General features: G+C 48.7%; 9 protein-coding genes and 1 pseudogene. 5 read left to right on the top strand and 5 right to left on the bottom strand.

Features of this window, described 5'->3' with window-relative positions:
* Positions 1-72: 72 nt before the first annotated feature.
* A pseudogene (locus tag WG8_RS01560) lies at positions 73-429 on the top strand (Rpn family recombination-promoting nuclease/putative transposase); the annotation flags it as partial.
* A gap of 109 nt (positions 430-538) precedes the next feature.
* On the opposite strand, the gene WG8_RS01555 reads toward WG8_RS01560, so the two are convergent.
* Genes WG8_RS01555 through WG8_RS01545 form a run of 3 tightly spaced genes read right to left on the bottom strand, consistent with a single transcriptional unit; the run spans position 539 to position 3,586 of the window.
* A complete protein-coding gene (locus tag WG8_RS01555; protein WP_442950067.1) occupies positions 539-1,399 on the bottom strand; it encodes a carbohydrate ABC transporter permease in 861 nt (286 codons plus the stop codon).
* 12 nt (positions 1,400-1,411) lie between these two features.
* Positions 1,412-2,296: a carbohydrate ABC transporter permease gene (locus WG8_RS01550; protein ID WP_007428304.1), complete on the bottom strand. Its 885-nt coding sequence runs from the start codon at positions 2,294-2,296 to the stop codon at positions 1,412-1,414.
* Positions 2,297-2,332: 36 nt separating this feature from the next.
* A complete protein-coding gene (locus tag WG8_RS01545) occupies positions 2,333-3,586 on the bottom strand; it encodes an extracellular solute-binding protein (RefSeq protein ID WP_043890676.1) in 1,254 nt (417 codons plus the stop codon).
* A 463-nt stretch (positions 3,587-4,049) separates the two neighbouring features.
* On the opposite strand from WG8_RS01545, the gene bglX reads away from it, so the two are divergent.
* The 3 genes from bglX (at position 4,050) to WG8_RS01530 (ending at position 10,850) form a co-directional block, all read left to right on the top strand.
* A complete protein-coding gene (gene bglX, locus WG8_RS01540) occupies positions 4,050-6,224 on the top strand; it encodes a beta-glucosidase BglX (protein WP_007428302.1) in 2,175 nt (724 codons plus the stop codon).
* A 13-nt stretch (positions 6,225-6,237) separates the two neighbouring features.
* Entirely contained in the window at positions 6,238-9,678 is a 3,441-nt protein-coding gene (locus WG8_RS01535; RefSeq protein WP_007428301.1) for a GH36-type glycosyl hydrolase domain-containing protein, read from the top strand.
* Between the two features lie 167 nt (positions 9,679-9,845).
* Positions 9,846-10,850, top strand: coding sequence for a LacI family DNA-binding transcriptional regulator (locus WG8_RS01530; protein WP_007428300.1), 1,005 nt, complete (start codon positions 9,846-9,848; stop codon positions 10,848-10,850).
* Positions 10,851-10,932: 82 nt separating this feature from the next.
* On the opposite strand, the gene WG8_RS01525 is transcribed toward WG8_RS01530, so the two are convergent.
* Together WG8_RS01525 and WG8_RS01520 are read right to left on the bottom strand one after the other, a co-directional pair.
* Positions 10,933-12,153, bottom strand: coding sequence for a stalk domain-containing protein (locus tag WG8_RS01525; protein WP_007428299.1), 1,221 nt, complete (start codon positions 12,151-12,153; stop codon positions 10,933-10,935).
* Between the two features lie 277 nt (positions 12,154-12,430).
* Positions 12,431-13,633: an MFS transporter gene (locus WG8_RS01520; RefSeq protein WP_007428298.1), complete on the bottom strand. Its 1,203-nt coding sequence runs from the start codon at positions 13,631-13,633 to the stop codon at positions 12,431-12,433.
* A gap of 139 nt (positions 13,634-13,772) precedes the next feature.
* On the opposite strand from WG8_RS01520, the gene WG8_RS01515 reads away from it, so the two are divergent.
* Positions 13,773-14,660, top strand: coding sequence for a LysR family transcriptional regulator (locus WG8_RS01515; RefSeq protein WP_007428297.1), 888 nt, complete (start codon positions 13,773-13,775; stop codon positions 14,658-14,660).
* The last annotated feature ends 74 nt before the right edge of the window (positions 14,661-14,734 follow it).

Here is a 14,734-nt window from a genome sequence, read left to right as displayed (position 1 = left end):
TAGCGGAGCCCCTCTTTCAAAGAGAAGCTTAGCCATTCTGATATCCTAAAAAAGATGATATAATTAATACTAAACGGAGGGCTTATCAACTGGCTATTGTTTCTCAAAGGCGCAGATCCATCCAAATGGGAGGTTTTGAAAATGAACGAGCCAGGACTGGAAAAAGCCATGGACACACTGCAATTCTTGAGTCAGGATTCAGAAGCAAGACGTCAGTATGAAGCTCGGCAGAAATACCTGCACGATGAAGCCTCAATGATCGATAGAGCAGAATCTATCGGTATGGCGAAAGGTTTAGAGAAAGGTCTATCCAAAGGTAAAGAAGATGAGAAAAAGAATATCGCCAAAAATATGCTGTCCATGGGTCTGGACATAGCAAATATTGCAAAGGCCACCGGATTAACCGAGAAAGAGATCAAATCTATTTAAATATGAGAATTTCTACGAGGAGTGCCCTTTAAGTGGTGCTCTTCTTTTTTTATAAAACAACAAAACGGCAAAGTCTCCTCGGTTAAAAGGGAAACCCGCCGTTGTACTACTACTTAATACCCGAAATTGTATAGTTCTCGATAATATACTTTTGAAAAACAATGAAGATAATCATAATCGGTAAGACCATAAAGGTTGAGCCGGCCATCTGGAGCGCGAATTGGCTCTCGTTCTGTCCCTTGAGCAGCGACAGACCGACGGACAAGGTGTACAGCTTCTCATCGTTCGCAATAATGAGTGGCCACAGAAAGCTGTTCCAGCCACCAATGAAGGTCAGGATGGCCTGCACTGCCAAAATCGGTGTTGAAATAGGCAGTACAATTTGCAGAAAGGTTCGAAATTCGCCTGCCCCGTCCAGACGCGTCGCCTCCAGCAATTCTTCGGGAATATCCGACATGAACTGCCGAAACAGGAAGATGGCGAATGCTCCTACCAGACCAGGCAGGACGATCCCCATCATGGTATTGGTCAATCCCATCTGGTTCAGAATCAAATACACGGGAATCATCGTTACCTGCCCCGGAATCATCATCGTGGCCAGCACCAGATAGAACAGAAAACCTCTGCCCTTAAATTTGAATTTGGCAAACCCGTAGCCTGCCATGGCGTTCAGGAATAATCCGAAAAAGGAAGCTAATACAATGACCAGCGTATTGGTTAGATAGGTGCCAAAAGCCATGCTATCAAATAGTGTTTTAAAATTATCCAATGTGAAATGCTGCGGCCAGATGGTCGGAGGAATTTGGGTTACCTCCCCCTCGGTCTTAAAGGAGGATAGAATCATCCACGCAAAAGGCAGCACCATCAACAGACCTCCCACGGTCAGGAGAATCGCCACGAACGATTGAAATGTTTTTTCACCACTGCGCGAGTTGGCGCGGGCTTGCTGAACAGCTGTTTTCACGTTCATCACCTCTCTCTATCAGGACTCCGCTTTATTTTGCAAACGGAACTGAATCAGCGTCACCGCGATGATCGCAAAGAACAGAATAAATGATCCCGCCGCGGCATAACCGAATTTACTAAACTGGAAGCCGTTATTGTATATAAACAGAGATGCTGTCAGCGTGCCGTCAAGCGGTTTCCCTTTGGTCATGACGAACGGTTCCTCGAAAAATTGCAGCCAGCCGATCATCGTCGTAATGGAGACGAAGAAAATAGCGTAACGGAGCTGCGGAAGGGTGATATAACGAATTTGCTGCCATGTGTTGGCCCCGTCAAGCTGAGCCGCCTCATAGTAAGAGCCTGGAATTCCTTTGATGGCTGCAATAAAAATAATCATATTCAAGCCTATGCCCCGCCAAACCGCCAGCACAATCAGCGAAATTTTCGCCACGGTCGGATCGGTCAACCATGGAACAGGGCCCAGATTCACCAGGCCAAGCACATAGTTGAATAACCCGAGCGTCGGATTATACAGATAGCTCCATACGACCGCGACCGCAACCACATTCGTTACAGACGGCAGATAGAACACGACGCGGAATATTTTGAAAGCACGTGATTTACCCATATTAATCAGGATCGCAATGCTTAGCGAAAATAACAGCACCAACGGAACACCGATAATGACGAAGAACAGGGTATTACCCACGGATTTTATAAAAGAAGGATCTAGCAGCACATTCTTATAATTTTCCAGTCCGATAAAGCGAATACTATCATAATTAACGAGTCCTGACAGATCCATATCGGTGAAGCTGATCACGAGCGCCAGTAAAATCGGCAACAGCGAAAACAGCGTCAGCAGGATGATGGAGGGACCGATAAACAAGTATGGTGCAAGCTTCTGCGAGCTTCCTTTCATGTCTTCACTCCCTTTGACAATGACGGATACGGATCATTATTTTTTCATCATACTTGCAGCCTGCTGATTAAAGTCATCCATTTCCTTCTGGACGTCGGCTTGACCACGGTAAATGCGTTCGAAGCTCTTGATGAATTGCTGAGAAACCTCTTCCCATGCGGCCAGTTGCGGTAAAGATGCGGAATGCTCGAGCTGTTTGCGAATCGTTTGAAGCATCGGATCACTCTTCAGCTTGGCATCGTCCCATGACTTGGTAGCAGCAGGCAAGGTACTGGACAGCTCCATCCATTTCAGTTGCGTTTCCGATTTACTCATGAAAGCCATGAATTTGGCCGCTTCCTCTGGGTGCTTACTGAATTGCATAATCGAAAGGTTCGACCCGCCCAAAACAGACAGGTTGTTTACTTTGCCCGGAAGCTCGGCTACATTCCATTTGCCTTCCAGTTCCGGTGCTTTGCTCTTGATTTCTCTAATCATAAAAGGACCGCTGATAAACATCGGAACGATACCATCACCTTGCAATCCCTGAACGGAATCTATCCCAAGATCGAGGGCATTAGAGCCATTTTGAAAAAAGGTGTTCAAATACTTCACAGCTTCTACAAACGGTGGCTGGTTGAACAGCGGATTGCCCTGCTCATCGATCAGCTTGGAGCCGTTCTGAAGAGCGAACATAAAGCCCAGAGACTGCTCTTTCGCATTAATGGCAATACCGTATTTCCCTTTGCCACGCGCTGCCAGCTTTTGAGCAGCGTCAGAAAGCTCTTCCCACGTTTTAGGTGCTTCATTATATCCGACTTGCTTCAATAGATCTGAACGGTAGAACAAGATTTTCGTTTCGGTATACCAAGGAACACCTACAGGTTTTCCCTCAAATTTTGCCGTATCCACAGCACCCGGGAAGAAATTCTTCGGCTCCAGCTCAGGGTATTTGCTGACATAAGGAGTGATATCCGTCAATGCACCCGCAGCCGCAAGCTCAGGAACCCAAGACGTACCCAACTGAACCACGTCCGGACCGGATTTGGAGGCAACTGCCGTTAGCAGCTTATCGTGGGCGTTGTCCCAAGGCAGTGCCTGCACCTCTACATGAATATCGGGATTTTCTTTTTCAAAATCCTTCACAATCTCAGGCAGCAGCTTTCCTTCTGCCCCCATCCCCCATAGGGTGATGGTTGTCTTTCCGTTCGCATCCTTGCCGGATGACTCATCCTTGGACGAACAGCCAGCCAGTACGCCCCCCAGTAATAAAGTGCTTGCCAAAATGATCCCCAACGTTCTTTTCATCATACGAATTCCTCCCGACATGACCGCTTTCCCGATCACGAAATATGATAACGGATTTAAATACATACAATGGTTACAGCATACCGTTATAGCAATTATGTTCCAATATCTAAGGATCAAACTCATTAATAGAAACGTTTCGATAGTCATTATAGAACAAATTGAAACCGTATTCAATAGGAATATTATTTTTTTATTTCGCCAAAACAACGCCCTTATTTCATCTTAAACACGTTATTTTTCCCATAAAACAACCTCCAATATGGATTTGACTCTCGATTTGAAAGCGTATATAATCCAACTGAGTTCAACAATAGAAACGTTTCGATTAATAATGCAACAGAAAATTATGCATCCATACTAAGCTATTAGCCTGTTCAGCACTTTTATGAAACCATTTTCGCCAAAAAATCTCATGAATCTGAAAAAGAAAGCTGTCCACCAACGCAGCTTATGGAGGATTATGATGGAACAACAACTCAATTCCTATTTGCAAAGCATGACCCTTGAAGAAAAGGTCGACCAGTTGCTTCAGCTTGTGGGCGCCTTTTTCGAGGATGCCGGAACAGAAGGGCAAATTACCGGGCCTATCGCTTCTCTTGGCATCACCGAAGAAACCGTCCACAACGTCGGTTCCGTGCTTGGCCTCGCAGGAGCCAAGGAAGTGATTCGTGTGCAGCAGGCCCATCTGAGCAAAAACCGTCTGGGCATTCCGCTTCTAATTATGGCAGATATTGTACACGGCTTCAAAACGATTTTTCCGATACCGCTGGCTATAGGCTGCTCCTGGGATATGCGACTTGCAGAAGAGAGCGCTACCATTGCTGCAAGGGAGGCAGCTGTGTCGGGGATACACGTTACTTTTGCCCCGATGGTTGATTTGGTGCGTGACCCGCGCTGGGGCCGTGTTATGGAATCTACAGGAGAGGACCCTTACCTCAACAGCGAATTTGCCCGTGCGTTTGTGCGTGGCTTCCAGGGCAAGGATCTGACGAACGATACCGACCGGGTAGCCGCGTGCGTGAAGCATTTTGCCGCCTATGGAGCTGGCGAAGGCGGACGGGATTACAATACCGTTGATGTATCCGCATGGCAGCTGCGAGAGTACTATCTTCCCTCCTACAAAGCCGCACTGGATGAAGGCTGCGAAATGGTGATGACGTCCTTCAATACGGTGGAGGGTGTAGCCGCAACGGGAAACAAGCGCCTGATGCGCGATTTGCTTCGCGATGAATGGGGCTTTGATGGCGTACTCATCTCGGATTGGGCCGCCATCAAGGAGCTTATCCCCCACGGCATCGCCGAGGATGAGCGCGAGGCAGCACAGAAAGCATTGCTGGCAGGCGTGGATATCGAAATGATGACCTCCTGCTATAACGGGCATCTGCCTGAGCTGGTTCGCAGCGGACAGCTGGACGAAGCACTCGTCGATGAAGCGGTAATGCGTGTGCTGAAGCTCAAGCAAAAGCTGGGCTTGTTCGACAATCCGCTGCGCGGCGCGGACCCTGAGCGGGAACGTGAGATCGTATTCTGCGACGCTCACCGGGCGGTTGCCAAGGAGCTGGCGATCAAGTCATGCGTGCTGCTCAAAAATGATTCCGTTCTTCCATTGAAGCGCAGCCAGCATATTGCGTTGATCGGACCCTTTGCAGAGAGCGGTGATATCCTCGGCTCTTGGTCCTGGAGCGGTTCGCAGGACGAAGCGATTCGTGTGGTTGACGGATTTCAATCGAAAATATCCTCCTCGCTGCTCACAGTAGCGACAGGCTGTTCTATAGAAGATATGACCGCGGAGCAATATGCAGAGGCTCTGCAAGCTGCCAGCCAAGCAGAGATTATCGTGCTGGCGCTTGGGGAGCGCTCGGATATGAGCGGTGAAGCAGGCAGTCGCTCGGATATTCGCCTGCCCCAAGCCCAGCTGGAGCTGATAAAGCGCTTGAAAACGCTGAATAAGCCTATGGTAGCCGTCTTGTTTAATGGTCGCCCATTGGACCTGCACGGTGTCATTGAAGAAGCAGACGCCGTACTGGAGGCCTGGTTCCCCGGTGGCGAAGGCGGCGCAGCAATTGCCGATTTGCTGTACGGCGATGCCGAGCCTACGGGTCGCCTGACGATGTCCTTCCCGCAATCGGTTGGACAAGTGCCCGTGTATTACAATCATTTTAATACAGGACGTCCGCAGCTGGATCCGAATACCAAGGAACGCTACGTGTCCCAATACCTGGACGTACCGAACGAGCCTTTATTCCCGTTCGGATATGGCCTGAGCTACACCGAAGTAGCCTATGACAGCATACAGCTTTCCAGCGAAACCCTTGTGCCCGGTCAGGCGCTAACGGTTAAAGTGCGGGTAACGAACACAGGGGCTCGTCCCGTCGAAGAAACCGTTCAGTGCTATGTCCGTGACATCAGCGGAGATACGGTTCGCCCGATGAAGGAACTGAAGGATTTCCACAAAGTCCTTCTTGCCCCGGGCGAAAGCCGGGAAGTGGAATTTGCATTGTCCGAGCCGCAGCTGCGCTATCACCATGCAGACCTGAGCTTTAGCAGTGATAGCGGTGAGTTTGCTGTCTTTACAGGACCTAACAGCCGGGATACGACCGAAGGACGTTTTCAATTAGTGAAAGAAACCGGAAAGTGAGGCGCAACCTTTGATGAATACAAGTCTGGATCAAAATATTCTGCTGCGGGCAGGCGACCTGTCCTTTACCTTCCTGAGCAGTGGTGATGTGTACAAAATCGCTCATGGCTCAACCATGATCAACCAGTTGCTGACCAATTCGGTCGACGGTTCCCTGAACAATCTGTACTTGAGACTGTACCGTCCGTCCGGCGTGAGCATCACTCCCCTGCTTGGAGCTCGTTCACCTGGAGTGATCCGCCAGACAGATCGGCAGATTATTTGGGAAGGCTTCACTGCTGGTGTAGGCTATCAGGTAGCCTTTACACTAAGCAGTCTGGGAGTATGGTTCTGGGATATAGTCCTACAAGGCGATGACGTTGAAGCAGATATCGTGTACGGTCAGGATGTCGGCATTGCGGATACCGCTGCTGTACGCAATAATGAAGCCTATTTGTCTCAATATATTGACCATACAGTCTACCATGACGAACAAAGAGGCTACACGGTTTGCTCCCGTCAAAATCAGCCGCAAAATCAGGCATTCCCTTACCTCCAGCAAGGCTCGTTAACCCGTACCATCGGCTACTCGACGGACGGATTTCAGTTCTTTGGACTTTCGTACAAAGAAACGAATGAGCCGGAAGCCCTGCGCCGCGACTCGCTCGCCAATGAAGTGTACCAATACGAATTCGCCTATACAGCATTGCAATCCGAGCGGGTGAAGCTTGCCGGGGAAGCTCGCTTTACCTTTTACGGCCTGTTTCAGCCGAATCATCCTACGGCGGTGACGAAGCTGGAGTATCAGGAACTGGTGACAAAAGCACGCGAAGAAGTCGCTGCCATTTTGGCCATCGCTTCCGATGCTACCATTCCGGCACACGCCGCAGGTAATTTACAGGCAATGCGTGTAGCTCCAGCCCAAACGATCGGTGAGCCGCTGCACACCCTGGACCTGACCGATGCCGAGGTGGAACAGCTTTTCCCGAATCGGCAGGAGGAAGAACGGGATGGCGATACACTGCTATCCTTTTTTACGGACAGCTATGAGCATGTCGTACTCAAATCCAAAGAGCTTCGTGTAGAACGTCCCCACGGGCATATTTTAATGGGTGGGCATTACACAGGAGGCAAGGAAGAAACGATTACCACCACCTCCTATATGTATGGAGTATTCAATTCCCAACTCGTCATCGGGAACACGAATTTCAACAAAATGATCACAAACACGCGTAATGCGCTTAACATTCCCAAAACATCCGGACAGCGTATCTATGTCGGAATCGAAGGGAAATACCGTCTGCTCACGATGCCTTCCCTGTTCGAGATTGGCTTTAACTATGTACGCTGGTATTACAAAATCGCAGGTGATACGCTCATCATTACAAACCATACGAACGCCGACACACTAGAAGTAAGGCTGCACATGCGCTCGGCAAGCGGCAAAGCCTATCCGTTCCTCGTGACTCAGCAGCTATCCATGCATGTGAACGAATATGAGCTTCCGTTTCATATGGAACGAGAAGGTGACGACCTGCTCTTCCGGGCAGACTCCGCTTCACTGAGCGCCGAAGCCTACCCGGACCTGCTGTACCGCATGCAGGTACAAGGCGCTCCGCTACAGCAGGTGAGCGACGCTCGCGCACTGCTGCAGGGCGCAGCCTGCCCTGATCCATCGCTGGTCGTGCTGGAGCTGGGCGACAGCAGCGAATGGACCTGCACCGTGCAGGGCTGGCTGCATGGCCGCTCGGCCGGGAAAAACCATGCGCGCAGAGAGCGCCGCGTCTCCTTTGAGGACGAGCGTGAGCGCTATCGCGAATATTTGGCCGAGCTTATGAACGGCTTCCATCTAACGCAGGACGGTCATGAAACCAGCGAGCTATTCCGTGTGAACGCGGTGGCCTGGTGGTATACCCACAATATGCTCGTCCACTATTCCGTGCCTCATGGTCTGGAGCAATATGGCGGTGCAGCTTGGGGAACGCGTGACGTATGTCAGGGACCGGTGGAATATTTCTCAGCCGTACAAAAATATGATGAGGTCCGTTCCATTTTGTTGACTGTATTCAGCCACCAGTACGAGGACAGCGGAAGCTGGCCGCAATGGTTTATGTTCGACAACTATACCCGCGTGCAGCAGGAAGAAAGCCACGGTGATATTATCGTCTGGCCGCTCAAGGTACTGGGCGATTATTTGACCGCGACCCGGGATTACAGTATTCTGGGAGAAAATGTACCCTACACCCATCGGCATTCTTTCGATTTTACCAAGCAGACCGCGACCCTTATGGAGCATGCAAAGAAGGAAATCGAGTATATTCGGGCGAATTTCCTTCATGACACCCATCTGTCGGCCTACGGCGACGGAGATTGGGATGACACGCTCCAGCCGACCAACGCTCAGTTGAAGCAGTACATGGCGAGCAGCTGGACGGTTGCACTCACCTATCAGGTGATTAGCAGTTTTGCTGCTGCTTTGGAAGAGGCCCCGGCGGGCGCCGTCGACGAAGCAGACAGGATTGCCCAGGAGCTGCACCAGATGGCCGAGGGTATTCGCAAGGATTTTAACCGCTACATGCTGGAAAGCGGTATCATCCCAGGCTTCGTGTATATGGAGGAGCCTGGCCAGCCCAAGCTGATGCTTCACCCGTCCGATCCCGAGACGGGTATTCACTACCGCTTGCTGCCGATGACACGCAGCATGATCGGCCAGCTGCTCACACCTGAGCAAGCTTTGGCTCATGAGCAGCTCATCCGCGAGCAGTTCCTCTGCCCGGATGGCGTGCGTCTGATGAACCGCCCTGCGCAATACGACGGTGGTGTCAGCTCGCACTTCAAGCGCGCAGAGCAAGCGGCCAACTTCGGACGTGAGGTCGGGCTGCAATATGTGCATGCCCATATCCGCTTCGTGGAGGCGATGGCCAAGCTGGGGCGCAAGGATGACGCCTGGCACAGCCTGAAGCTCATCAATCCGGTTGGCATCCGCACGTCCGTCCCGAACGCTGAGTGGCGTCAGAGCAACGCCTATTTCAGCAGCTCGGACGGCAAATTCAATACCCGCTATGAGGCACAGGAACGGTTTGGTGAACTGCGTGGAGGAACCGTACCGGTCAAGGGCGGCTGGAGAATCTACTCCAGCGGTCCGGGGATCTACATGAACCAGCTTATTTCGAACGTTCTGGGTATTCGTCAGTCGGGCGAAGACCTGATTTTGGACCCTGTGCTGCCGGACGATCTCGACGGACTGGAATTTGAGTTTTCCTTTGCCGGGAAACCGATCACCTTTGTTTACCGTATGCTGCAGGAGCATCATAACGGTGAGCAAGGCCGTGCAGTATTGAACGGAATGCTGCTGGAAAGTAAGCCAGCCAATGATAATCGCTACCGCTCCGGCGCCATGCGCATCAAGCGCGACACTTTCGAGCAGGCGCTGGCAGACTATGATGGTATACATCGTCTGGAGATTATTTTATAAAGAGTTGGATTCGAATTATGCAAAATGCTAAACCAGGTATAGGCAACAAAGAGCGATGGCGATCTTGCAGGATCGCCCTTTGCTGCTTGCCTGCGAGGCTACGATATTTGAAATTAATTTGTGGTTAATAATAAATAAACAGAAACGGACGAAAAGGAGGTGGCGATGTGGTCAGCATTAAAGACATCGCCAAACAGGCGGGCGTTTCCATATCCACCGTATCATATGCTTTGAACGGCAGCGATAAGGTAACAGAAGAGACTTGCGCACGTATTTTGGCGATTGCCAAAGAGCTTAACTATGTGCCAAATGCCGCCGCACGTAATCTCAAGAAAAGACAAACCAAAATTATTGGCGTTTTCTTGACTGATTTTCGTGGAGACGTGTATGGAGATTTATTGTATGGCATCAAGGAAATTTTGAACCGCAAAGAATATGACCTCATCGTATGCAGTGGCAAGCAGTCTCACCGAATGCTGCCGGAGCGCATGATCGACGGAGCCATCGTGCTGGATCAGACGTTTGATAGTCAGGAGTTGCTAAGCTACGCCGAGCGGGGACATAAAATTGTCGTGCTGGACCGTGAGCTGAATCACCCTAACATTAATCAGGTGCTGCTGGATAACAAAGCGGGTGCCGCGCTCGCGATAGAGCATCTATTGGAATTGGGACACCGCAAGCTGTATGTTGTCACCGGACCAGACGGTTCTTACGATTCATGGCAACGGATGCAGGCGGTCAAACAGACTGTTGAACGGAGCGGCATTGCCGAAATGATCGAGATTCGTGGCGATTTTGAGAAATCGGGCGGCGAGCAGGCGGCCGAGATCATTTTGCAGCAGCATGTCAGCCCGGATTCGGAACCTGTAGCCGTCTTTTGCCTCAATGATGAAATGGCCGTAGGCTTTTATAATCGGATGACTCAGTCTGAGCTAACGCTCGGCAAGGATATTCATATCGTCGGCTTCGATAATATTGAGCTGGCACAATATATTCAGCCCCGCCTGACCACCATTGACTATTCCAAGCGCAAATGGGGCGCTGTGGCCGCCGAACAGGTTCTCAAAATCATTGCAGGGGAAGACGTGGATCATGAACGATTGTACGTTACGCTTGTCCAAAGAGAATCCGCAGGTGCAGTATGCATTCCGCAAAATAAACAGAATATGTAATGAAAAGAACTTCCACAGCCCCGGAGTACGGGTGGGAAGTTCTTTGGGTTATGCTCTTGCCCGCTCTACTACAAGCGTATTTTTAAAACTTTCCGTTCGTATTTTTCCACTCCGCTTTAGGCGGAACGTCCTGAACTACATCCCAATGCTCTGCTACTTTTCCGTTCTCCACACGCCACATATCATAGACAGCCGTTGAGGTTCCCTGTGGTGATTTGATTTCACTCACAACCAGCACGAAGTTTCCTTCTCCAATGACCATATGTACCTGATCATATCCAAAGGAAGCCCCCTGACCTCCCGCTGCGGAGAACGCTTGTTTCAGACCGGATACACCGTCACCAAAAAGAGGATTATGCTGGATGTAATGATCACCGTTATAGTAGCTTTCCAGTGCGGCGCGGTTCTTGCCAACCAGGATATCATCCACAAACTTGCGGATCAACGTTTTGTTCTTCTCGGTTTGGTTGCGATCTGTGATTTGTGTTGTTCCGTCAATCATTGTACGTCCGCTTGGATTAGCTGGAGCCGAATCCTGAATATTGTCCCAATGCTCAACGATTTTACCATTGCCGTCAAAACGGAAAATATCAAAGACAATGCTTGTTTTACCTGCGATGGACTCTTTATAATGAACCGCTACATAGTTACCATCCTGAATGACCCGGTGTATTTCAACCTGTACATTGGTTCCCTTCAGTTGGCTGATTCCTTGCAGCAAGGCGTCTCTTCCGCTGGCGAAGCCCAGATTGTGCTGAATGTACTGATCTTTGCTGATCCAGGTCTCGGCCGCTTTTGTATCTCCGGTTTCAAAGCTTTTCAGGATTTCAATGACCTTATCCTTATTGCTCACCCCGATTTGCACCGTTTGGCTGGCTGGGTCCCAGGCCACTTGCTTGCCCCACGCTTCTTTGATAACATCAACTGGAACATAGGTTATCCCTTGTTTAGTCAAGATGGGCGAGGTGGACAGCGGTACCTTAATCCCGTTGATTTGCGCTTCTGGATTGCCTGACACCAATACAACCGTCGCCTGATCATAACGAATGGTCGTGCTTTGACGCGCCGTATTGAACGCAATATGCTTGGAATCCAGTGGAATCCCCAAACTGGAAGCCAATTGTCTCAAAGGAATCAAAACCTGCTGATTTTGCACGATAGGAGCAATCTTGTAAGCCTCTTTCTTGCCATCTACCCAAACCTGGATACCTGTAGCGGGTTTTATCTCGGCTGCCAAGGCAGGCACAGCAGAAGATAGCACGAGCAAGCCAGCAAGTGCAGCAGTAACCGTATGTTTTTTCATGAATGTAAGCCCCTCTCATTTTGTAAAATAAAGTATAGAAAAAACATTTGCTTTTATGTAACTATTATAGTTACATCTAGTCGCAAAAAGCAACTCTTCCCCGCCTACCTAACTTTAAACCCGATTTAAATCTTTTGAAACCTCCAAACACAAGGTTTTGTTCTCTATTCAAAGTCAGGATATGACCGGAATGCTTATACCAGCAGATCTGCTTTTGTTTCACCTGAGGTTCAACATAAATTTCTTTAACCCTTTAAATAGCGGTAAGCATTGACTATCAACGGGAATGCACCGTTGTAGTTTTAACTCGTTTCATTAGCAAGGTAGTACATAATAAAGCCAACAGCAAGAAGACCATAATGGCGGATACTACGCCTCCCCATCCGAACCATAGCCAAACTTCTCCAACGGATGTTCCTCCAAAACTGGAGCCCATATAGTAAAAAAACAAATAAAGTCCCGAAGCTTGAGCCTTGTTGCTTACGGCTCTTTGACTAACCCATCCGCTTGCAATCGAATGACTTCCAAAAAAGCCGAAAGTCAATATAGGCAATCCCGCAATTTTAAACCACAGATAAGGCTCCAGAGTCAGACAGGCGCCGGCCATGGTGATAATCAGGGAAATCACCAGCGCCTTTGATCTTCCGAATTTTTGTGCCAGCTTCGCCATCCAGATTGAGCTGACCGTACCCACCAGAAAGAACAGATAAATCCACGCCAGTAGTGCTTTTGGAACATGATACGGAGGACCGCTTAATACATAGCCAACATAGTTGTACATAGCAATGTTGCTTGCCAGGATCAGAAAGCCGATACCGAATAAGCATAATAGTGCGGGATCTTTAAGATGAGACATAAAAACAGCCGCAAGTTTATTGCTATTCAGTGTACTTGACTGAAAGTGCTGTGACCTGGGTAAGGTTATCCCAAAAATAATACTTCCGCATAAACTGATTATACTGATGATACCCAAACCAACATGCCAGTTAAACAAGTCACTACTAACAGCCGTAATCACCCTTCCGGCAACAGCTCCGAGTGAATTTCCACTAATATACAACCCCATGGCCACCCCTAAACTTTGCGGCACAACTTCTTCCCCCAGATAAGCCATTGCAATGGAAGGAAGCCCCCCCAACGCTACACCCTGTATAATTCTTAACACCAAGAGTGATTCAAAGCTCGAACTAAACACCGTTAGGATGGAGAGCAGGGACGCTGTTAGCATGGAAATAAACATGACGTTCTTCCTTCCCCATTTTTCGGATAAAGAGCTAAAGAACAACATACTTACGGCAAGAGACATGGTGGTGCCTGAGAGTGCGAGGCTTGCAGTAGTCGGTGAAATATTGAATTCTTTGGTGAATTCAGCAAGTAAAGGCTGTGTACAGTACAGGATGGCAAACGTGTTAAAACCCGCAGCAAAAAAGGCCACATTTGCTTTTCTAAAAGCAGAAGTGCCTTGTTCAAGATAACTCATGTATAAGCCCCCATCGTGTTCTCAATTCAACCTGTTATTATGGTATCATCAACAAAGACCAAAGTATAATTTATTGTATTTATGTTTTTAATGCATTTTAGTAATAGATATTCTTGAGTGAACTGAGGGGGTTATATGTGTGGATATTCAGCAATTGAAATATTTTCAGGTTTTGGCGGCATGCCAGCATGTAACTCGGGCTGCGGAGATGCTGAGCCTCTCTCAACCCGCATTAAGCAGATCCATCGCCAAACTGGAAGAAGAACTGGGAGTTCCCTTATTTGAACGTTATAACCGTTCCATCAAATTAAACCGGTATGGTCAAATGTTCTTGGTACGTGTGGAACGTGTAATGAAAGAGCTGTCAGAGGGTAAGCAGGAACTATTTGAAGTTACGCACCCCGAACGCGGCGAGATTTCTCTGGGATTTATACACACTTTAGGGACGAACCACATTCCTAATCTAATTGGGGAATTCCGTATTGGCTTTCCTCATATTCAATTTCAACTCGTACAAAATCATAGTTATTCTTTATTAAATCAATTAATGAACGGGGAATTGCATATGTGCTTGTTGGCTGAACCCAGAGATCCGGAGCCCTCTATTGAGTGGACACCCTTATGGAAAGAAGAAATTCTCGCCGTTGTACCTTCTTTTCACCGACTTGCTAAAGCTGCATCCATAAAATTGGATGAATTGGCTAATGAATCTTTTATTTTGTTAAAAAAAGGGTATGCCTTGCGTCAAACCACCGATCTCATGTTTCAGGAGCACGGCATTGACCCCAACATTACATTTGAAGGTGAAGAAGTTGCCACTGTAGCAGGACTTGTTGGTTCGGGTCTGGGCGTGTCGTTACTACCTGACCTACAAGGATTAGACACCAATAAGGTTGCCCAAATCCGTTTAAAAGCACCTGAAAGTCATCGAACCATCGGCTTGGCATGGATGAATGAAAGATACTTGCCACCTGCAGCCATAAACTTTAAAAATTTTATTATAAATAAAATGCACCCAATAAATTAACGCACAAAAGCGGGTCCTATCGCCAAGCAATGTACGCTTGTGAACAGGAAACCCGCTTCTTTACATCGTTATAT

It is taken from the genome of Paenibacillus sp. Aloe-11 (genome assembly GCF_000245715.1).
In the GTDB taxonomy this organism is placed as follows: Bacteria; Bacillota; Bacilli; order Paenibacillales; family Paenibacillaceae; genus Paenibacillus; species Paenibacillus kribbensis.
The sequence above is the reverse complement of the archived record's forward strand: the minus strand, read 5'-3'. Positions and strand labels throughout refer to the sequence as shown.